The organism is Kushneria konosiri (genome assembly GCF_002155145.1).
GTDB lineage: Bacteria > Pseudomonadota > Gammaproteobacteria > Pseudomonadales > Halomonadaceae > Kushneria > Kushneria konosiri.
The window spans coordinates 335,277-357,071 of sequence record NZ_CP021323.1 but is presented as its reverse complement, the minus strand read 5'-3'; the positions used below and the strand labels follow the sequence as shown (position 1 = coordinate 357,071).

The following is a 21,795-nucleotide window of genomic DNA, read 5'->3' as shown; positions in this document are numbered from 1 at the left end:
AGCCTGAGGCTGCCGTTTTTTATGGTTGATACTAACGATAGAACCTGTCCGGCGGCGGCTGGATATAACGAGCAAGGCGTCGGCGCATGCCAAAGGTATAGGCCATGCCCCCGACAGCACCGATCCAGTACACCCCGGTACGATAATTCATGTAGCTTTCAAACAGGTTCACGATAAACCAGAATACAAAAAACAGCGCGACAAAGATGGCCATGTCATTTGGCATATCACCGCGTCGCCAGCTTTTCCAGGTCGACAGCCCGACTGTAATGGTCAGGGCGATCCAGACGGCCAGACCCAGCACGCCGTTGGCGATCAGAAGAGACATCATACTGTTGTGAAAATGGCGCAGGTTATATGTATCTGCAATCGCCCCTAGCGTGGTATCGCCTACCGGGTTGGTGCTTTGAAGCAGAAGCGGAATGTGACTCTTGGGACCCCATCCAAACCAGGGCTGCTCGGCGACCAGCTGCAGGCCATAGTGCCAGGCATGAATGCGAAAGCCGATGCTCGAAAAGGGGACGTTGCGTAGATCGCCCCGTAGCACTTCGAGGATGACGTCATGCTCCTTGAACACTCTTGTCGCAATCTGATCGCCATAGAGTGCGCCCAGTGCCACGGCAATGACTGCAAACACGAGACCTGACAGCAGGATCTGTTTGAGCAGTCGCGGCGATTTGATGTGTCCACGCATGATCATGACCAAAAGGCCTGCAAGTGCCAATAGCGCCACGACAATCACACCCAGCCAGCTGGCACGGGTCATGGTGATGGCCCAGGCAAACAGCGAAAGCCCCGCCACCGCGACAAACCCCAGTCTGGCCAGCCATTTCAATGTCACCTGATAGTCAGCACTTTCTTGGAGGAAGCGCCGGGCAAAGCAGGCCTGAGCAATCAGAATGCCGCCTGCGCAGACACCGGCATGCTGCCAGTTCTTGAAGCCTAGAGTCGGTCGCTTGCCTTCCTGCACAAACCTGACCAATGTCTCCATATCCTGCCCGGTGAAGACGGCGCCGAGCACCATGCCCAGTATCAGGGCCGTTAGCGTCCAAAGGGCAATGCGAATGTTGCCGGCCATGAACCAGGCAATCGGCAGGATCATGAAAACCTTGGAGAGCTGACGCATGGAGCGAACTTCATCACGTGCGTAGTCGGGAAACATCTGAATTGCCGCGGGAAGGGTTACCAGCTGCAGCGCCAACCAGATAGCCAAAAGTATCCAGAGCGGATCACCAAAGGCTCGACCCCTTCCCGGCTGTGATAGAAGTGCCACGAGATACAACGGCACTAAAAGTGATTCGAAGGCTCGAGTGGCTTCCAGACTTACAAGCCAGGTAAACATGTAAAGCAACAGGGCGACAACGCCGATGCGATGGCACCAGCGGGTAGTGGCATTGTAATTCCATGCCGGGACAGGAGAAGGAAACACAATCATGGATAGGCGTTCGGCATAAAGAGACGGATGAGCGATGTTGTCGGAATGCTACGGTAAAACGCCTGAATTGACTAACCGCTTTAAACTCGATACAGCCGGTGTCGTCCTCAGGATAGACGGGGCCGCGTTTCAAGTGAAAGGCCCAAAAGCGTTGTGTATGATGGCGATCAACGCCTTTTCTTCACGCACCTGTTCAGCCCGTTCAGTGCGTTTCTATCCTTCTGGTATCGAGGAAGTTCATGTTCACACGCGATATGACCATTGCCGGCTATGACGATGCGCTCTGGCAGGCCATGCAACAGGAAGACGGCCGTCAGGAAGACCACATCGAGCTGATCGCCTCGGAAAACTACACCAGCCCGCGCGTCATGATCGCCCAGGGCTCGCAGTTGACCAACAAGTATGCCGAGGGCTACCCCGGCAAGCGTTATTATGGTGGCTGCGAGTTTGTCGACGTGGTTGAAGACCTGGCCATTTCGCGTGCCTGCGAGCTGTTCGATTGCGACTACGCCAACGTGCAGCCGCACGCCGGTTCTCAGGCCAACAGTGCCGTGTTTCAGGCGCTGGTCAAGCCGGGCGACACCATTCTGGGCATGAGCCTGGATGCCGGTGGTCACCTGACCCACGGTGCCAAACCCAATTTTTCCGGCAAGCACTACAATGCCGTGCAGTACGGGCTCAATGATCAGGGGCTGATCGATTACGACGAAGTTGCACGTCTGGCTCGTGAACACCAGCCAAAAATGATCATTGCCGGCTTCTCGGCCTACTCACAGATCATCGACTGGGCGCGGTTCCGCGAGATTGCTGATGAAGTGGGTGCCTGGTTTTTTGTCGACATGGCCCACATTGCCGGTCTGGTGGCCGCGGGTGTTTACCCCAGCCCGCTCAAGCACGCCCACGTGGTAACCACCACCACGCACAAGACCCTGCGCGGCCCGCGTAGTGGTCTGATCCTCTCCGCCGCCGGTGATGAAGACCTCTACAAGAAGCTCAACTCTGCCGTGTTCCCGGGCGGGCAGGGCGGCCCTCTGATGCATGCCATTGCCGCCAAGGCCGTGTGCTTCAAGGAAGCGCTGGAGCCCGAGTTCAAGGCCTATCAGCAGCAGGTCGTCAAGAATGCCAAGGTGATGGCCGGTGTTTTCATGGAACGCGGCTTTGATGTCGTCTCCGGCGGTACGGAAGATCACCTGTTTCTGCTCTCGCTGGTCAAGCAGGGCCTGACCGGCAAGGACGCGGACGCAGCGCTGGGTCGCGCCCACATTACGGTCAACAAGAACGCCGTCCCGGGCGACCCGCAAAGCCCGTTCGTCACCTCCGGTCTGCGTATCGGCACGCCTGCCGTGACCACACGTGGCTTCAAGGAAGACGAATGTCGCGAGCTGGCCGGCTGGATCTGCGATATCCTTGATGCCATGCAAAAGGGTGACAGCGTTGAGGCAGAAGAGACGGTGAAAAACCAGGTCGCCAGGGTCTGTGAGAGGCTGCCTGTCTATTCATGAGCCGCTAATTTTGTTAAAAAAGCCACGCCTTGTGCGTGGCTTTTTTAATGCCTGAATCAAACAAAGGATAAAGATATTCATCCATTTACATTAGTAAAGACGTGGGCGAAGATGCCGAGCCATATGTTATTTAATGCTATTGAGAAAAGCTGATGCCATAACTTGTTTGGTATGAGTGGGTGGGTGGCCAAAAATCAAACAATCCATGTTCTGGACGGTAAGCATGCTCACGAAGCTTGGGTATTTTTCAAGGAAAGTTTTAAAAAGTTACAAAGTCCTGATGCTTTTGACGCTGGCAGGGCTTTTGGTGGTTTCTCTTCCCAGAATGAGCATTTCCATTGGTGGGTTTTTGATCACTCTTTTGGCGATAGCTTTTCAGTACTTTCTTGCCATACATAATAAATTGTATCGTATTCGGGTGCCCCTGGAGGAAATGGGAGCTTTCAGTAATGACATCCGCTTTACGTTTAAGCAAAAGACATACAATATTCCTGATAACAAATCCCTTGCGAAAATGTTGTGTTTGACTCCCCTATTGCTTTCGATGGGATGGGTTGCACCTCTGGTTTATATGGCATTGATTTTGCTTGCGTATGGCCCGCGTCTTGTCGGCCTTTATAAAGTCTATCTTGGCAAGGACAATGCGGCCGATACCCATGTTCAGAAGTTAAATAACTATAAACCTGAGGTGGCTGTCTACGTCACAGGCCTTCAAAACGTTGCATATCAGATAAATCAATGGTTACCAGTGCTGCATGCGCTACCCTTCAGGTTTGTTATCGTTATTCGAGAGAAAAAAACATTTTATGACATGAGGGAAACCTCAATACCTGTCTACTATGCCCGAAGCATGCGAGAGCTGGAACACTTTAGGGCAGCCGGTATTAAAACAGTGTTATATCCTGCCAATACTCAAAAAAATGTTCAGTTTTTAAGGTTGAGCGATTTAAATCATTTCTTCATTAATCATGGGGAAAGCGACAAGGTGGTCAATCAGAGCAAATTTCTGATGGCCTATGATAAATTGCTTGTGGGTGGGCCCTTGGCAAAAAGAAGGCTGGAAGCAGCCAATTTACCGTTAAGGGATGACCATGTTGAATTTGTGGGTCGGCCTCAAACAGAGTTATTGCTAAATCAGGTTGAGGGAAAAGCTAAATATATAAAAACGGTTCTTTATGCGCCGACTTGGGAAGGTTTTGTAGAAGAAGCCAACTATTCATCAGTTACAGAAATTGGTTTTTCGATGCTTCAGGCTTTAGTTGAGTCTGGTGATTATAGAGTTATATTTAAGCCACATCCATATACAGGGGTCGCTAAAAATATCAATAAGCACTTTTTAAAGGAAATGCAATCGTATTGCCTTTCCAAAGAAAATGCTGAATATGCTGGATTTGATGCCGATCTGTATTCGCTGATGAACGAAAGCGATGTTTTAATATCAGATATATCTAGCGTAGTTAATGAGTATCTTTACACCCTAAAACCAATTGTCGTGACAAATTTTAAAGGGATGGAAAGCTCTTTGTTCGAAAGCCTATTTGCCACAGTTAAAGCTGCCTATTTATTTGATGGTGTGAGTAGTGTAAATAACTTGTTGAGCTCAATATACTTGGATGATCAGAAGTTTAACGTTAGAAAACTTGTGTGTGAAGACTCTCTAGGCGGCACTAATATTAGTGCGTTGCAAAGATTTGAAGTTGTGATTTCCAACAGTTTGACAAAAGATTCCGGGGGCGTCGCAGATTAAAATGATCAGATTTATTATAAAAAATAAATCCGCAATAAGGAAGGTGGTGTTTCTTGTCGCATCTTCATTGTACCCGATTATGGATTTGTCAAATTTTATAAAAACAAAAAAATTTTTTGGGAAAGGACTCACTGCGAATTCGCGTGAGATATCTGAACTTTTAAGGTTTTACTCTAATAAGCATGATGCTTCAAAAGTGAAGAAAATTTATAATTTTTCAGTGTTGATCTACCCTTATAATAAAAGTTTATTCTTTAATAAAGTTTTGGCTGATGAGAGTATGGGAGAGAAGGTTACTGTAAAGGAAGCTGTAGAAGCTGCACTTCCTAAGGCGGCAAGCTTCACGATAGATGAATATATAAAGCTGGCTAGGCTTTTGATTTCAATAAATGAGTTTGACTACGCTGAAGCACTAGTTAAGGACTTTCAGTCCTCGAGCTATGAAGATCCTAGATTGTATGCGGTTTTTTATTTTTTTAACGTTTTCAAAAAACAATATACGAAAGATATTTTTAATGGTTTGTCTCTAAAAATAAGAAGAAGAGACATGAGTTTTTTTTCATTCCTGTTTGAAACTCTTTTTAAACAAGGGTTTGTGCTTGAAGCATATAGGCTTAAAGATGAGGTTTCTGATGTTCTGATAAGCCAAAAAGAAAAAATCAAAGATATTGATATTTGCTATCAAGTTCTAATGGCATATTTGTTTTCAGAAAGATTCGAATCTGCTAAAGAGTATGTTGATGTTTTGACCTCGCAAAAAAGCGCTTCCAGCTTAAAAAATCATCCTTTTCAACAGGTCGAAGAATACCTTTATAGACTAGGGTTTTCCGAAAAAAAGATATTTTATCCTGAAAGGCCGCATGAAGGTTGCTTTGAAAAGAAAATAAGATCCAAAACAATCGCTATCGTTGGTCCTGCTGGCATTGTGGAAAATCTTCATGAGGAAATTGATTCTTATGACACTGTTATTAGAACCAATGCTTTTAATATGTCTGACTTTCTGGACGAGAAAAAGTCCTTGGGTACGAAGTTGGATATCTCATATTATACAAAGCATACATTCAAGCATCGATTTGACGAAATTTTATCGTTGAGGAAAAAAGAGAATTTTATTCCTGTATATAGGAACAGACAGGATTATACATCAGCTTTGAATATGGGTGATGGGCCTGGTGCACGTTGGGTTAGAAGGTCACCTTGGAATTTCATGCCTAATTTTAAAAATATGCATGCTGTTCAAAGAATAGTATGGGATGTTCTTAAGTTTGCACCTGAAAAGATAAAGCTATTCAATGTGAACTTTTATGTTGGTGATTTGTATAATGAAAGTTATAAGCCTCGTGGTATTTCACCCGACAAAAATTCTTTAGGAATAAAGCATGATCCTTTGCAAAGTTTTTTGTTTATAAAAAACCTCCATAACGCTGGAGTGGTTGAGTGCGATAGTAGAGCCGAGAATGTTTTAAAGATGTCTCGCGAAGAGTATAAAGATTATATTCAAAATTCGTTCGGAAACGAATGGAAAGCAGAAAAAGGAAATTTTTGATGTTCAATAATGCATCTGTTCTTGTTACCGGCGGTACGGGGTCTTTCGGCCATACATTTATCCCAATGTTGTTGGCCAAATATAATCCGAAAAGGGTCATTATCTTTTCCCGCGATGAGATGAAGCAGTGGGAAATGGCCAAGAAATTTGTAGGCGATGACCGTGTGCGCTTTTTTATCGGCGACGTACGCGATCGCGAGCGTGTATATCGAGCGCTGGATGGCGTTGATTATGTTGTGCATGCGGCGGCAACCAAAATTGTGCCAACCGCCGAATACAATCCGTTTGAATGTGTCAAAACCAATGTTACCGGCGCCATGAACCTTATCGATGCCTGTATTGATAAAGGTGTCAAAAAGGTTGTAGCGCTTTCCACCGACAAGGCCAGTAGCCCCATTAATCTTTATGGCGCCACCAAGTTGACCTCAGACAAGTTGTTTGTGGCGGGTAACTCCTATGCTGGTGGCCACGAGACCCGGTTTTCAGTAGTGCGCTATGGCAATGTCATGGGCTCACGTGGATCGGTCATTCCCTTTTTCATGTCGATTCGAGACAAGGGTGTGCTGCCGATTACCGATGATCGCATGACCCGGTTCATGATTTCTCTTGAAGAGGGCGTGGAGCTCGTCTGGCATGCCTTTGAAGATATGGAAGGTGGCGAAATCTACGTCAAGAAAATTCCTTCCATGAATGTGACCGATCTTGCCCGCGTAATTGCACCTGAAGCAAAGCAGGAAGTTGTGGGTATTCGTCCGGGCGAAAAACTGCATGAACAGATGATTGGTTTGGAAGACGCGCACTATACCTATGAGTATCCTGAGCACTTCAAGATTCTTCCGGCCATTAACAGCTGGGATAAGGATGCCAACCGTATCAAGGACGGTAAAAAGGTGCCTGAAGGGTTTGTCTACGCCAGCGACAATAATAGCGAATGGATGAGCGACGAAGCGCTCAAGGCCTGGATCGCTGAAAACTGGGAAAAGATCGGGAGCATCTGATGATTCCATATGGTCGCCAGGACATTACCGACGCCGATATCGATGCGGTCGTTGAGGTGTTGAAATCAGACTACCTGACTCAGGGGCCAAAGGTGCCCGCTTTTGAAAAAGCGCTCGGGGACAAGGTCGGTGCCAGGCATGCACTGGCAATGAACAGCGCCACTTCAGCGCTTCATCTGGCCTGCCTTGCATTTGATCTTGACGCGGGGGATTGGCTCTGGACCTCACCTGTGACTTTCGTGGCCTCTGCCAACTGTGGCCTCTACTGCGGCGCCCGGGTCGATTTCGTTGATATCGATCCCGAGACTTACAATATCAGTCCGGAGGCGCTCGAGAAGAAGCTGATAGAGGCAGAGCAACAGGGGCGACTTCCCAGCGTCGTGGTTGCGGTACACCTGAGTGGCCAGCCCTGTGACATGCAGGCCATCCATGCGCTAGGGCAGCGCTACGGGTTTCGCATCATCGAAGATGCCTCCCATGCGATAGGGGGCAAGTATCTGGAAGAATACATCGGCAACGGCCGCTACAGCGATATCACGGTGTTCAGCTTTCACCCGGTCAAGATCATTACCTCGGCAGAAGGGGGAATGGCGGTCACCAATGACAGCGTCCTGTTCGAGAAGATGGCGTTGCTGAGAAGCCATGGGATCACGCGGGATGACGCTTCCATGCGCTCGGCGTCCCATGGGCCCTGGTACTACGAACAGATTGCCCTCGGGTATAACTACCGGATGACCGAGTTGCAGGCCGCGCTGGGGCTCTCACAGCTCGAACGGCTGGATGAGTATGTCGAACGTCGTCACTCACTGGCGCGTCGATATAATGAAAGGCTGGCCGAGCTGCCGCTCAAGACGCCTTACCAGACCGACACCGGTTATTCGGCATTTCATCTCTATATCGTTCGGCTGGATCTCACACGCATTGCCACAGACCACCGAACCGTTTTCGAGTATTTGCGCGAGCAGGGCATCGGGGTCAATCTTCATTATATTCCGGTGCATCTGCAGCCTTACTATGAAGACCTGGGATTTGCTCAGGGCGATTTTCCTGAAGCCGAGGCCTATTACCGGGAGGCCATCAGCCTGCCGCTATACCCGGGGCTTACCGAAAGCGATCAGGATGAGGTTATCCGCGTTCTGACGCAGGCACTTTCATCATGACAGGTGTCGCGATCATACCTGCTCGCGGGGGCAGCAAACGTATTCCGCGAAAGAACATCAAGGTCTTTTGCGGTGCACCGATGATCGCGCACTCGATCCGTGCCGCGCTCAAATGTCCAGGCATCGAGCGTGTTGTGGTATCGACCGATGATCACGACATTGCCGATATTGCTCGCCAGTACGGGGCAGAAACCCCTTTCATACGGCCCGACGCGCTTTCCGATGACTTCACGGGAACGATACCGGTGGTGGCTCACGCCGCGCAGTGGCTCAAGGATCATGAAACCCTGCCCGGGTTTGTCTGCTGTATCTACGCAACAGCGCCCTTTCTTTCTTCGGAGTACCTGTCGCGCGGACTGGCTCAGCTTCAAGGCAACAACGATGCTGATTTCGCGTTCTCGGTCACCGATTACGCCTTCCCCATCCAGCGCGCCCTGAAAATGACCAGCAATGGCCGTGTCGAAATGTTCAACCCTGAGCATTTCTCGACCCGCTCTCAGGATCTGGAAGAAGCATGGCACGATGCCGGTCAGTTCTACTGGGGCAGGGCAGAGGCCTGGCTTGAGCAGCGGCCCCTGTTCAGCCCTCGCGCTTGTCCGGTAAGGCTTCCGCGCCACCGGGTACAGGATATCGATACCCCGGACGACTGGGTGCGTGCCGAATGGCTCTTCAAGGCCATGCAGGCAGAGCGCGAACATGGAGAGAGTTCATGAGCGCGCAGCGTGATCACCGTCCGCGTGTTGTCGCCTTTCGAGTCGATGCCTCGCTGGAGATAGGCACGGGGCACGTGATGCGCTGCCTGACGCTTGCGCGCGCGCTCTCACAGCAGGGAGTGACATGCCATTTTCTGTGCCGTGATCACCCGGGGCATCTGATGAATGCGATCGAGACAAATGGTTTCTCGACACACGCGCTGTCAAACGCCGGCTTGAGTGATTCTGTAACCCGGGACATTGAAGCACCCGTGCATGCCCACTGGCTGGGCACCGGTTGGCAGCAGGACGCCGAGCAGTCTCGATCCATCATTCAGGACATTGGCCCGGACTGGCTGGTGGTCGATCACTACGCCCTTGATGCGCAGTGGGAAAACGCGGTGCTACCCGACGCGACCCGGCTTCTGGTCATTGATGATCTGGCGGACCGACCGCATGCTGCCGACGCCCTGCTTGACCAGAATCTGGGGCGACAGGCTGCGGATTACGAACATCTGGTGCCCGGCCACTGCCACCTGATGATCGGGCCAGAGTACGCGCTGCTCAGGCCGGAATTCGCACAGTGGCGGCCCTACAGTCTTGAGCGCCGTGAGCACAGTCGGGAATGTCAGGCGCTGTTGATCAGCCTTGGCGGGGTCGACAAGGACAATGTCACCGGCATTGTGCTGGATGCCCTGCAGCAAAGTGAGCTTCCCGCCACGTGTCATGTCACGGTGGTCATGGGGGCAACAGCACCGTGGCTGGATACTGTCAGGGAGCAGGCAGCAAACTTACCCTGGTCCACCGAAGTTGTGGTCAACGTCGATGATATGGCGCGTCGGATGGCAAATGCCGATCTCGCCATCGGGGCTGCCGGGAGTACCTCCTGGGAGCGCTGTGCTCTAGGTCTTCCTGCCATCATGATTGTCATTGCTGAAAATCAGAAGATGATAGCAAAGTATCTTGCAGAACATGGTGCAGTGATATGTGCAGGAAACGCTTACAGCTCCGGCCTGAAATTTGAAATTTTAAATTCGATAAGCAATATCCAAATGCCCTCAACTAAACTTGGTTATATGGCTGAAAATTGTTTTCGTTTAGTTGATGGTCTGGGCACGGATAAAGTTGGTTCTACTATTTTAAACTATGGTTGCCCATGAGAATTTCAATACTCTGCTCTGATAAAGATCATCCTGTCAATCCTTGGATTGATAGATGGATCGGTGATAATCGCGGAAGATGTGAGATAGATTTGGTCAGAGATGTCGAGGAACTTAGGGGTGGCGACCTTCTTTTTTTGATTTCCTGCCATCAAATCGTTAACTCAAGTCATAGATCTAAATACTCAAGCACGTTGGTTGTCCATGCCAGTGATCTTCCAAAAGGCCGTGGTTGGAGCCCTTATATCTGGGATCTTTTGGAGGGCGCTGACTGTATTACTGTAAGTCTCTTGGAAGCAGAGGATGGTGTCGATACGGGTGCCATATGGGCAAAGCGGACGTTTGAAGTGAAAGATCATCAGTTGATCGATGAGATTAATTCTGAGCTTTTTGAGACGGAACTCATACTCATGAGCGAAGCGCTGTTGCTTTTTGGTTCGCAACATACACCTGAAAAACAAGATGAATCAAAAGCAACTTACTATCGGAAAAGAACGCCAGCCGATAGCGAAATAGATCCGGAAGATAGTTTGCGAACGTCTTTTAATAAAATTAGATTGATGGATTGGAAGCGATACCCCGCTTTCTTTTATATGAACGGATTTAAGTATTCAATAAAGTTGGTTAAGGAGTGATTTGTGCAAAATATAAGAATAGATGGTAGGGATGTCGGTGAAAACCATGCACCTTATGTGATTGCAGAGCTTTCGGCTAATCACAATGGTGATATTTTGAAAGCATTGGAGATTATAAAGACCGCAAAAAAGTGCGGTGCTGACGCAGTTAAAATTCAAACCTATCGCCCGGACACCATTACACTTAAAAGTGATAAGCCAGACTTTCAGATCAATGATGGTCTCTGGAAGGGGCGAACACTTTATGAGCTGTACGAGTGGGCCCACACGCCATGGGAGTGGCATGCCAGGCTGTTTGAATATGCCCGTTCACTTGGTATTACCCTGTTCAGTTCTCCCTTTGACACGACCGCCGTCGACCTGCTGGAAGCGCTTGGGGCCCCCGCCTACAAGATCGCCTCGTTTGAAGCCATTGACCTCCCTCTGATCGAATATGTGGCCTCAAAAGGCAAGCCGATGATTATTTCCACCGGCATGGCCAACGATGAAGAGATCCAGGAAGCCGTTGATGCGGCCCGGGGCGCCGGCTGCAGGGAACTTGCCATTTTGCACTGCGTCAGTGGCTATCCTGCCCCTGCAGAGGATTACAATTTGCGCACCATCCCGGACATGGCCGCTCGATTTGGCTGCGTGACCGGCCTTTCCGATCACACGCTGGACAACACCACCGCTGTAACAAGCGTGGCACTCGGTGCATCGATCATCGAAAAACACGTCACGCTGGACAGACAGGGTGGTGGACCCGATGACAGTTTCTCGCTCGAACCCGAGGACCTCACAGCCCTTTGCCGAGATACCAAAACCGCCTGGGCGGCTCTGGGCAAGGTGGACTATGGCCAGAAGTCGAGTGAGTTGGGAAACATCAAGTTTCGACGCTCGTTGTACTTTGTTAACGATATTAAAAAGGGGGAAACGATAACGTCCTATCATGTTAAAAGTATAAGGCCTGGATTTGGGCTTGCACCAAAACACCTTGAAAAAGTATTGGGCAAATCCGCTTCTAAGGATGTGACCTCGGGTACAGCTGTCACCTGGTCATTGATCGAGAACTGCTGATATTAAATATCCCTACTTACCTTTAGAAATTTTTTCGACTGGGGTAGGGATGACCGGAAAGTACGATACAGGTTTAAAGTTGAAAACTACAATCTTGTGGTATTTTGAATTAAGCAAGGTTTTTTTTAGAAAATCTTTCATTTACATTGCTATTGCCATTTTTGTTACTCTTGCATCGCAAGTTTCAAGGATAGTTTCTTATTTTTTGCCGCTGAAAATTATTATTTTAGTAAGTTCCGGCCATGTGCCAGGATATTTTCCTGCTTTTTTGTCGGGTGTTGAAATAAATGAGTTGATTGTATTGCTCAGCCTAGCGACGGCGGGTGCTTACATTATGCATCTGCTTCTAGAAAAAGCCTCGGAAAAAACAGTGGCATTAGGATCGAATCTTGTTTTAGAAAAAAATAAAAAGATTGCACTTTTCGAAAAGCAGCAGGACATTGCCAAGGCAAGTTACCAGCGATATGTGAAAAGCTTGGCCAATCTCTTCTTTATAACGTTGGCTTTGTGTTTTCTGGTTTTGGTCTATAAAAAGCTTGCTGTCTTTATATTGCTTTTGATGGTATCCCTGTTTGCCTTGGATTTTACGCTGACAAGATTTTTTAAAATTCAAAGAAGTGTTGCGGGAGCTATAGCAAACAATGTGGGTGCCGCATCAGGTGTTTTCTTTCTTCTTTCTTTTGGTTTTATCATAGCTGACTATATTTATTTTTCGCCGCCAGGTTTTTTTTCTATCGTTATCGGGTTGCTGATGTGCCGTCAGATGGCCAATAAATTGTCTGCGGTTAGTAATGAAATTAAAAGAATTAATGGCCAGAAGAATAAGATAAGCGCCTTGTTTTTAAAAAGAAATCATTTCCCGGCTCAGCGAAAGCATGGGTCGGATATTTGGGATGAGGTTATTGATGCAGGCTGGCAGCATAAAGCATTGACCTTGATCCCGGATGATGACAGGGGCGAAACGATCCATTATTGTTTCTTCTGGAATGATTATAAGCCTTCGGGTGTTCTGTCGTTCAATCTGGTTGAATCCGACGGCAGCAGTTGCCAGAACAGGTTCCATTTCAAGATTTTTGATACTGGAAGTACTTTACAGTCCATCCATGAGATGACTTTACTTCTGGATGAGAATGCAAGATATTTACCGTCACCAAAACTCATTGCCCACCATGATGATCTAGGGCGGCGCTATCATGTTTTTGATATTAAAGGGTTTTTCAATGCCAACTCACAAAAGCTTGAAGCGGATTTTTTTGTAAAGATTTATGTTTGTGTTTGTCGATTTCAGCCAAGTAAAAATTTGATTAAAAGCTATAAAAAGAGTCGATCCTTTTTTTGGGAAAAATGGTCTGAACACTTTTTTAAAAAAATGCATGTCATAGCTTCTTACAGCGCCGATGTACGCCATTGCAACGATGTGAAAAAATTCCTAGAGCTTTTAACCCCTGTCAGAGAGTTTTTGAGCAATAGGGCTTTGGTTGTTGTTAATCACGATTTGCGGCCAGGTTCTGTGTGGTATGCAGAAAGTGATCAAGACAAAATAGTCCTGTCAGATTGGTCAAGATGGTCTATTGAACCGTTAGGAGCTGGCTTCCCTGCAAATGATAAATATCTTTGTCCTCTTGATGACTATCTAAAGAAAACCCGCATAACGAGCGGTGATGTATTCAATTACAAATTGATCAGGTTGACGGCTTATCTGTATGATCTTGATATAAAGTTTAGCAAGAATAGAGTTATTGAGGTCATAACGATGCTCCCCATTATTATAGATGCTTTTAACGAGGTGACAGTTAGTGAGTAACAAAATAATAACCTATGGAACTTTTGATATGTTTCATATAGGTCATTTAAACTTGCTGAAAAAACTCAGTCAGATGGCTGGTCATGTTACCGTTGCTGTCTCAACTGACGAGTTCAATGATCAAAAAGGCAAGAAAACCTTAATTCCTTATGAGCAGCGTGCCGAGATCGTATCTTCAGTGAGGTATGTTGATAAAGTGATTCCCGAATATTCTTGGGATCAAAAAATTAGCGATGTTCAAGAATATAGCATTGATAAGTTCGCTATTGGAGAGGACTGGCGAGGTAAGTTTGATTTTTTAAGTCCCTTTTGCGAGGTTATTTATCTTGAGAGAACTAAAGATATTTCTACCACAGAGTTGAAGAAGTCACTTAAGAATTTTTTGTCAATCCCGCAGGAAGATTTAATCAGGGCGTTCGAGGTGATAGAATTACTAAGAAGGGACCTTGAATAATTACCTTTTAGGACGGCAATGAATATTGAGCTTGAAAAATCATATCGGTTACTTCGCTTTCTAAATGCGTCCAAGCCTCATTGGTTCAAGGTGCTTTTTGGTTACTTCTCAAAATTATACCTTTTTGTGTTGGGCTTGCCACCTGCCTACCGACAAGACACGTTCAATCTTGTATTCGAAGACAATGGCATCAAGATTGCTGTACGTCGGTTTATCTGGGCCCTGCACACCAGCTGGGTTCCAATCCATATGCGTTCTGACTATTTCTTCGATATCTCTGAGCATCTGGGCAAAAAAGCATCGCTTTCTCTGGTCGAATGGCTTGAAGACAATAAACACATTTTAGGCTTTGAGCGCAGCATCTGGTGTGCAGACCTTGCCAGTGGGCTGATCGACAAACAGCATGAAAATGAATTGACGTTCAGGCTCACACCGGATGACGAGTCGTATCAGTATGATCGTCATTTTAAGAGCAACATCAACAGTGCCGTACACGATATCGATAGGTTGCTTGAAAAGGAGATGGAAACGTCCAAGGTCATCCATTTCAAGAAACTAAAGGACTCTTTCAACAAAGAAGAGGCCTATTCTGCGCTGCGCGACACGAGAGCGCTGTTTACCGCTCTAGGTTGGGAATGGTTTGTCATCAGCGGTACCTTTCTTGGAGCTGTGCGTGAGCAGGATTTTCTTGGCCATGACTATGACATCGACATTGGCGTGCTCTATGAAGAGTTCGATATGGCTGCCCTTTCGGCAGCGGTAAACGAATCGGAAAGCTGGTCGATCAAATCCTCCAGTCAGTGCCTTTACCGCACGCCACAAGCCAATGACGATGTGATTTATCACCGCATGGAAAAGCCGATTCTGGTCAAGATCAAGCATCACACAGGGCTGATTGTGGATGTGTTTATCCATGTGCGAGAAAGCGGACTTTTATGGCACGGCTCCGCGATCCATCGCTGGGATAATAAAGATTTTGGTGTGGCCGAATACTTTCTTGGCAAGGAGAGCGTAAAAGGCCCCGATGAACCTGATCGATACCTGACCGAAAACTATGGGGACTGGCGCACGCCGGTCAAGAAGTTTGATTGCAGTATTGATCCCCCTAATATCAGCTATTCCAATACAGCTAAATCAGTCAGTTACCTTTTGAAGGTCACTTACCGATTCTTGTTGAATGGCGAGCGAGAGCAGGCCAGACGCTACATCGATACCATGACGGAAAAGGGCGTGCTTGCAAGGCGTGACGGTCACCTGTTGTTTGAAGATTGATGGTGCTGCCTGTCCAGATATGAAAAACATTTCGGGGTTTTCGGTCTATTCGAGTCTGATCGCAAGGCTGGCAGATGCTTCCTGTATCATCGCTGCCGGCTTTGTGGCCTATTATTTCAGGTTTGGTCACGAGCCTGAGCTCATCGAGAGATACCAATGGATGATGCTGTCGGGCACGCTGCTCGGCAGTATTATTTTTTCTGCCTGTGGCATCTACAAGTCATGGCGCGGGGCGGTGCATGTGGTTCTGGTCAAGCTGTTCAGCCGCGCTTTTCTGATTCTGGTGGCCATCATTGCTGCCTATTTGTTTTTTACCCAGACAGGTGAGCGTTTTTCTCGCTTGTGGCTGGGGTATTGGTTAATTCTTTCCTTTTGCTTCTGCGTAGGGTTGCGTACGGTGGCTTACCCTGTACTTAACCGTTTAAGAAAGCGGGGGAAAAATCGCAAAAAAGTCATGCTGATCGGTAATAAAAAATCATGCATGCCCGCTGTCGCTCGGCTAAAAAGATTGCCATCGGCAGGTTTCGATGTAGTGGCAGTCAGAACCCTGTCACCTGAACCATGCATCTCTTTTCGCGATATCGATTGTGACACCTTTGATCCTCAAAGAGATGTCAAAATGGTTGTGGATGAAATATGGGTATGCTTGCCGCTCAGCCATGGTCAGCAGGTTGAAAATGTCTTGAATGTGTTCAAATCAACATTTGCCAACGTGCGTTACATGCCGGATATGCGCGAGTTCCTGTTAATCAACCATGACGTATCGACCGTGGCAGGCATGTACCTGCTCGATATGTCCTGTAGTCCCATGAATGGTAATGCGAGAGTCGTAAAGGAAATTGAAGACAAACTGCTTGGTCTTTTCATTCTTATGCTCACCTTGCCTGTCATGTTGATAGTGCCCATTTTGATAAAGTTGACCTCAAACGGACCTGTCTTTTACAAACAAAAAAGAATGGGCTGGAATGGCAGGTCCTTTAATATGCTTAAGTTTCGGACCATGCCCGTAGATAGTGAAAAGGGCGGGGTTATCTGGGGCAATGCGAATCAAAAAAGGACAACACCCATCGGCAGGTTTTTGAGAAAAACCAGCATTGATGAATTTCCGCAAATTTTTAATGTGCTCAAGGGTGATATGTCGCTGGTCGGCCCGCGACCGGAACGTGTTCAGTTTGTCGAAAGATTCAAGCATGAAATACCGGGCTACATGCAAAAGCATATGGTCAAGGCCGGCATGACCGGCTGGGCTCAGGTACATGGCTGGCGCGGAGATACTTCGCTTGAAAAGCGCATCGAGATGGATCTGTGGTATATCGAAAACTGGTCTTTCTGGCTGGATATGAAGATCTTTTATCTTACCGTTTTGCACGGTTTCATTAATCGCAACGCGGGTTGAATCGATTTCACAGCTGCTCGTTTTTTAGCGGCCCCAATCCATATTGTTATGCCTGATCAGTAACCCCTTTGCCCGAAAATACATTCAGCAGTAACCATGTGGCGTGAGAGAGCCTGTTGTCATCTATGCTGTTATCAGGCTCTCTCAAGTCGGGTTCTTCATGACAACTACTTCTTCCAATGCCACTTATCCACTGATTCCTGTCGTACTCTCCGGTGGGTCGGGCACCCGGCTCTGGCCGGTTTCCCGTCGCGATTATCCCAAGCAGTTTCTGCCCCTGATGGATGCCGAGCACTCTCTCCTGCAGCAGACCCTCCAGCGTCTTGAAGGGATGGCGGAAGTCAGTGCGCCCATTGTGGTCTGCAACGAAGTACATCGCTTTCTGGTGGCCGAGCAGTTGCGACAGCTCGATATGAGTCATGGCGGTATCTTGCTTGAGCCCCTGGGCCGCAATACGGCGCCAGCCATCGCACTGGCGGCGTTTCAGGCATTGAACGCTCATGAGGATGCGCTGCTTCTGGTGATGCCGGCCGATCATGTCATCGGGGAGGTTCAAACCTTTCATCAGGCACTTGAGCAAGGGCGCATCATGGCGGCACAGGGGCGGCTGGTGACCTTTGGCATTACGCCGACCTCGCCTCATACCGGCTACGGCTATATTCGGGCCGGGACGCCGGTGGATGAGGGCTTTGCCGTCGATGCCTTTATTGAAAAGCCGGACAGCCACACGGCGCAGGACTATCTCTCGACAGGGGGATATTACTGGAACAGCGGCATGTTCATGTTCCGCGCACAAACGTATCTTTCAGCGCTTGAGCAATACGCACCGGAGGTCCTGGACGCCGTAACACGCGCCTGGCAAGGGTGTACCCGCGATCTGGACTTTACCCGGGTCGATCATTCGGCCTTCGAGCAAAGTCCGGATATTTCAATCGACTACGCCGTGATGGAGCACACCGATCAGGCGGTGGTATTGCCGCTGGCGAGCCCCTGGAGCGATATCGGCGCCTGGGATGCGGTCTTTGAGGCACGTGCCGAGGAACGTGACGCCCAGGGCAATGTTTCAACCGGCGATGTGCTGCTGCACAACACCACAGACAGCCTGGTCATGAGTCATTCGCGGCTGGTAGCCACCCTGGGGCTTGCCAACATCGTGGCCATCGAAACCGAGGACGCCATCCTGCTGGCCGATCGCAGTCGCATGCAGGATCTCAAGCACGTGGTGGCCCGGCTTGAGAATGAAGGACGTACGGAAAGCCGGGCACACTGTCGGGTTCACCGGCCCTGGGGCTGGTATCGCACCATGGTTCGAGAGCCCGGCTTTCAGGTCAAGGAGATCATGGTGACGCCGGGGGCGGCCCTGTCGCTTCAGATGCATCATCACCGTGCCGAACACTGGGTCGTGGTGCAGGGCACTGCAAAAGTGACCCGGGCCGATCGTGATGATCCGGACATGGCCTCATTGCGCTCGATGCTGGTGATTGAAGATGAGTCCATCTATCTGCCGCTGGGGACGGTGCATCGTCTCGAAAATCCCGGCAAGGTGCCTCTCAAGCTGATCGAGGTGCAGACCGGTCGCTATCTCGATGAAGACGACATCGTGCGCTTTGAAGATGTCTATAATCGCGTTGAGTAGCCGGTATGGCCCGGGTTTGCGTAAACCTGCTGGATTCAAACGAAAAACGGCACCCCATGGGGTGCCGTTTTTGTGGGCTCTAAAGCGATCAGACGTGGTCTGTCGAATCGCTCTCTTCCGAATGATCCTGCGCCTGCCCGGCTTCCTGACTCAGCGCCCGCTGACGGAACGTTTCAACGCGCTGGGCGTTGTCGCCTCTGGGCTGGGTATCCTCAAGCTCGAGAACGCTACTGGTGTAGGCGCGCACGGCATTGATCATCTCGGGATTGCCGTTGAGCGACTGTCCGTAGGACGGAATGATGCGATTGAGCTTCGCTTTCCATGCCTCGGAGGCCAGCTCCTGCGGGAAGATCTTCTCCATCAGGCCCAGCATGATGGTCGGCGATGTGGAAGCTCCCGGAGATGCGCCCAGCAGTGCCGACATGGTGCCGTCTTCTGAGGCCACGACTTCGGTACCAAACTGCAGTACGCCGCCCTGGTCGTCCTTGTCCTTGATGATCTGAACGCGCTGGCCGGCGGTGATCAGTTCCCAGTCATCGCGCTTGGCTTCGGGGAAGTAGGCCTTGAGGGCTTCAAAACGATCATCTTCGGATTGAATGACCTGGCCGACCAGATACTGCACCAGATTAAAGTTATCCATTCCGACCTGCATCATGGGCAGGGTGTTGTGCATCGTCAGTGAGCCAAACAGGTCCGTCCACGAGCCTTCCTTCAGGAATTTGGTCGAGAACGTGGCAAAGGGGCCGAACAGCAGACGCGGCTGGCCATCCAGCATACGACGGTCCAGGTGCGGTACCGACATCGGGGGGGAGCCTTCTGCCGCCAGTCCATAGGCCTTGACGTCATGGCGTGCGACCACTTCGGGGTTGCTGGTTACCAGAAACTGGCCGCCTACCGGGAAGCCGGCGTACTGCTCGGCTTCAGGAATGCCTGATTCCTGCAGCAGCGGCAGGGCTGCACCACCTGCACCAATGAAGACGCGGCGCGCATTGACGCTATGTTCACGACCGCCGTTGGCGAGATCGGCGATGGTGACCTTCCAGGTGCCGTCATCGTTGCGATCCAGACCGCGAACTTCGCTTTCAAGCGACAGGTGGAAGTTCTCATGATGCTGATCCAGTGAGTCGATCAGCTGACGCGTTACCTCGCCCCAGTTGGCATCCGTACCGGCATTCATGTAGGTGGCGGCGACGTGCTGGGCGCTGTCGCGTCCGGCCATCATGGCCGGTACCCACTGGCGCAGGGTGTCCGGGTCTTCGGTGTATTCCATGGCATCATAGAAGGCGTTCTGCTTCATGCCTTCATAGCGCTTGCGCAGGAAGTCAACGTTGTCGTCACCCCATACAAAGCTGACATGAGGGGTGTTATTGATAAAGGAGGAGGGGTCATGCATGACGCCATTGAGAATCTGATAGGACAGAAACTGACGAGTAATCTCAAAGGCTTCGGTAATTTTGGGCGGCCGCGAAACGTCCACGCTGCCATCTTCAAGCTGCGGGGTGTAATTCATCTCGCAAAAGGCAGAGTGCCCGGTGCCGGCATTGTTCCAGCCATTGGAGCTTTCTTCGGCCACATTGTCCTGGCGCTCATACAGATTGACCGTCCAATCGGGCTGGAGCTCTTCCAGATAGGTTCCCAGCACGGCGCTCATGATGCCACCACCGACCATGACCACATCCACGGTGTCGTCATTACCGGTCGAGGCACTCTTCTCGGAAGCCAGCGCGTAGCCTGAGGCCATGCACAGGTTCATGCACAGCGCCGCTGTTAAATGTTTTTTCATGATTGGAAATGTCTCGACTTGCCCATCCAGGCCTCTGTTCAAGGCTGGATTGAGGCAGCCTGTCACAAAAGAACAGGCAAGAATTAAGAAACGTTAAAGAATAAGTGCGGCACTTTAACGCAGTCGTTCTTATAAAGGCGTTTATGAAGTTATAAAAAATGCGGGCCAATTTTATTTAATTCAAAAAATAAAGAGATGGTCAGCCGTCAAAACCCGAGCGGAGGCAGGATAGAAACGACGATTCAAACAGAAAAAATCCGCACCGGGCGGATTGAAAGGAGGACTGGAGGATAGAGCGTTGGATGCCCTTTTTATAAAGGTTGATAGTGTTCAGGCCCGAAGGCAAGGAGCGGTTCAGCTTTCAGGTAGCGCTCCACTTTTGCTTGACACCTCGAAGCGTGCTGGCGTCGTAGTCATCGTCATTGGCACTGTCATCTCTGGTACGGGGGCAGGCCGCACCGATGACGATCAGGGCATGCTCATCGCCTGCCGGGCCTGTTTTTGCTTGAGCGGCACGACCAAAACGGCTTGCAAGCCACAGGCTGATACCACACCACGCGATTACCGCCACTGCCATCAACAAGGAAGCCATGAGCATTCTCCTGCATAAAGGGTTGGCAGTGATGGTGACCGTCAATCATGACGTCAGGGCGTCAAGAGGATGACGGTTTGGTGAAAAATCACGATGCCGAAAAGTGCATGACGGTTTTTTTTGACACTGCGCGCAATGGTGCGAGGTGCAGATCGAAAAATGAGGTACCACGCCTCGATGGATGTGATGGCGTGTCGAACTGGTCTTTTTAAAACCTTATTTTTATCAGTCGCTTGCCAGAATGGTTAATTCTGTTTCCTTTTTTGTTCTCATTCCTTTTGAGGAAAAGCCATTCGTTGGTATTGGATTGCCAGCATAAACCTAATGCTCTGGTGTCGCGTAAGGTATGAAATATTCGATTTTTTTTGAGCACAGACTGGTTAAGTAATCTGATAAGTCCCTTGATACTGCTGGCTTATTTTGACGATTAGGCCGCAAATCTGCACATATTGTTACCTCTTGTTTCGCCATATTTCTCCTCGTTCACATTTACCGCATCAGACGGTGGAGAAAGGAAATGAGTCAGGCAACCATTGCACTTCTTATTATTTTGTTTCTTGGCGGTTCCGTTGCCTGGTGGAATGGCAACCGTCACGACGGTGGCAGCCACGGCGGTCACGCGGGCTATCATCAGGATGGCAGCAGCCACGGCGGCAGCCATGGCGGTGGTGACGCCGGCTATCACATGGGTGGCGGCAACGACGGCGGTAACGGTGGCGGCAACGGCAACGGTGGCAGCATCTTCAATCCTGACCCGCAGCAGTGCTCCTGATAGATAGCGCTTGAAAAGCATTCAAAAGGCACTGATGGCATTACCACTGTCATGACATCAGTGGCTGCAAAGGGCCCACCGCACTGCGGTGGGCCCTTTGCGTTATGTGCATGGGGCAGGCCGACATCTGGTTCTGGCAGTACTTTTCCATGGCC

The 21,795-nt window shown here is 49.5% G+C and carries 18 protein-coding genes; 15 read left to right on the top strand and 3 right to left on the bottom strand.

Annotated elements, in window-relative coordinates; translation table 11 throughout:
* Positions 1-31: 31 nt before the first annotated feature.
* Positions 32-1,435 carry an O-antigen ligase family protein gene (locus B9G99_RS01715; protein WP_086620476.1) on the bottom strand — a complete coding sequence of 468 codons (1,404 nt, stop codon included), beginning with the start codon at positions 1,433-1,435 and terminating at the stop codon, positions 32-34.
* Between the two features lie 239 nt (positions 1,436-1,674).
* Between B9G99_RS01715 and glyA the strand changes: the two genes are divergently transcribed.
* The 14 genes from glyA to B9G99_RS01645 all read left to right on the top strand — a co-directional run bounded on the left by glyA (position 1,675) and on the right by B9G99_RS01645 (position 18,493).
* Complete coding sequence (glyA, locus tag B9G99_RS01710) at positions 1,675-2,937, top strand: serine hydroxymethyltransferase (RefSeq protein ID WP_086620475.1); 1,263 nt, start codon at positions 1,675-1,677, stop codon at positions 2,935-2,937.
* 223 nt (positions 2,938-3,160) lie between these two features.
* Positions 3,161-4,684 (top strand): CDP-glycerol glycerophosphotransferase family protein, encoded by a 1,524-nt coding sequence (locus B9G99_RS01705; RefSeq protein ID WP_158521418.1) that lies wholly within the window; start codon positions 3,161-3,163, stop codon positions 4,682-4,684.
* A 46-nt stretch (positions 4,685-4,730) separates the two neighbouring features.
* Positions 4,731-6,230: a glycosyltransferase family 29 protein gene (locus tag B9G99_RS01700; protein ID WP_158521417.1), complete on the top strand. Its 1,500-nt coding sequence runs from the start codon at positions 4,731-4,733 to the stop codon at positions 6,228-6,230.
* Positions 6,230-7,228: a UDP-N-acetylglucosamine 4,6-dehydratase (inverting) gene (pseB, locus tag B9G99_RS01695; protein ID WP_086620472.1), complete on the top strand. Its 999-nt coding sequence runs from the start codon at positions 6,230-6,232 to the stop codon at positions 7,226-7,228. The genes B9G99_RS01700 and pseB overlap by 1 nt, the downstream gene beginning before the upstream one ends.
* The gene (pseC, locus tag B9G99_RS01690; RefSeq protein WP_086620471.1) at positions 7,228-8,388 is read left to right on the top strand and encodes a UDP-4-amino-4,6-dideoxy-N-acetyl-beta-L-altrosamine transaminase; all 1,161 of its coding nucleotides are present in this window, start codon (positions 7,228-7,230) and stop codon (positions 8,386-8,388) included. The genes pseB and pseC overlap by 1 nt, the downstream gene beginning before the upstream one ends.
* Entirely contained in the window at positions 8,385-9,101 is a 717-nt protein-coding gene (gene pseF / locus B9G99_RS01685; protein ID WP_086620470.1) for a pseudaminic acid cytidylyltransferase, read from the top strand. Before pseC ends, pseF begins: the two co-directional genes overlap by 4 nt.
* A complete protein-coding gene (gene pseG, locus B9G99_RS01680) occupies positions 9,098-10,240 on the top strand; it encodes a UDP-2,4-diacetamido-2,4,6-trideoxy-beta-L-altropyranose hydrolase (protein ID WP_086620469.1) in 1,143 nt (380 codons plus the stop codon). Before pseF ends, pseG begins: the two co-directional genes overlap by 4 nt.
* A complete protein-coding gene (locus B9G99_RS01675) occupies positions 10,237-10,875 on the top strand; it encodes a formyltransferase family protein (RefSeq protein WP_086620468.1) in 639 nt (212 codons plus the stop codon). The genes pseG and B9G99_RS01675 overlap by 4 nt, the downstream gene beginning before the upstream one ends.
* Positions 10,876-10,878: 3 nt before the next feature.
* Positions 10,879-11,931 (top strand): pseudaminic acid synthase, encoded by a 1,053-nt coding sequence (gene pseI / locus B9G99_RS01670; protein ID WP_086620467.1) that lies wholly within the window; start codon positions 10,879-10,881, stop codon positions 11,929-11,931.
* Between the two features lie 49 nt (positions 11,932-11,980).
* Positions 11,981-13,735, top strand: coding sequence for a hypothetical protein (locus B9G99_RS01665; RefSeq protein WP_086620466.1), 1,755 nt, complete (start codon positions 11,981-11,983; stop codon positions 13,733-13,735).
* The gene (locus B9G99_RS01660) at positions 13,728-14,189 is read left to right on the top strand and encodes an adenylyltransferase/cytidyltransferase family protein (protein ID WP_086620465.1); all 462 of its coding nucleotides are present in this window, start codon (positions 13,728-13,730) and stop codon (positions 14,187-14,189) included. The genes B9G99_RS01665 and B9G99_RS01660 overlap by 8 nt, the downstream gene beginning before the upstream one ends.
* Positions 14,190-14,207: 18 nt before the next feature.
* Positions 14,208-15,461, top strand: coding sequence for a hypothetical protein (locus B9G99_RS01655; protein WP_086620464.1), 1,254 nt, complete (start codon positions 14,208-14,210; stop codon positions 15,459-15,461).
* A complete protein-coding gene (locus tag B9G99_RS01650) occupies positions 15,433-16,857 on the top strand; it encodes an undecaprenyl-phosphate glucose phosphotransferase (protein ID WP_227875988.1) in 1,425 nt (474 codons plus the stop codon). Before B9G99_RS01655 ends, B9G99_RS01650 begins: the two co-directional genes overlap by 29 nt.
* Before the next feature lie 160 nt (positions 16,858-17,017).
* Entirely contained in the window at positions 17,018-18,493 is a 1,476-nt protein-coding gene (locus B9G99_RS01645) for a mannose-1-phosphate guanylyltransferase/mannose-6-phosphate isomerase (RefSeq protein WP_086620462.1), read from the top strand.
* Positions 18,494-18,581: 88 nt separating this feature from the next.
* On the opposite strand, the gene mqo is transcribed toward B9G99_RS01645, so the two are convergent.
* On the bottom strand, positions 18,582-20,246 hold the full coding sequence (gene mqo / locus B9G99_RS01640; protein WP_335617635.1) for a malate dehydrogenase (quinone): 1,665 nt from the start codon (positions 20,244-20,246) through the stop codon (positions 18,582-18,584).
* Positions 20,247-20,637: 391 nt separating this feature from the next.
* Positions 20,638-20,868, bottom strand: a complete 231-nt coding sequence (locus B9G99_RS01635) for a hypothetical protein (protein ID WP_086620460.1) — start codon at positions 20,866-20,868, stop codon at positions 20,638-20,640.
* Between the two features lie 517 nt (positions 20,869-21,385).
* Here B9G99_RS01635 and B9G99_RS01630 point away from each other — a divergent pair.
* Positions 21,386-21,640, top strand: coding sequence for a hypothetical protein (locus tag B9G99_RS01630; RefSeq protein ID WP_086620459.1), 255 nt, complete (start codon positions 21,386-21,388; stop codon positions 21,638-21,640).
* Positions 21,641-21,795: the final 155 nt, after the last annotated feature.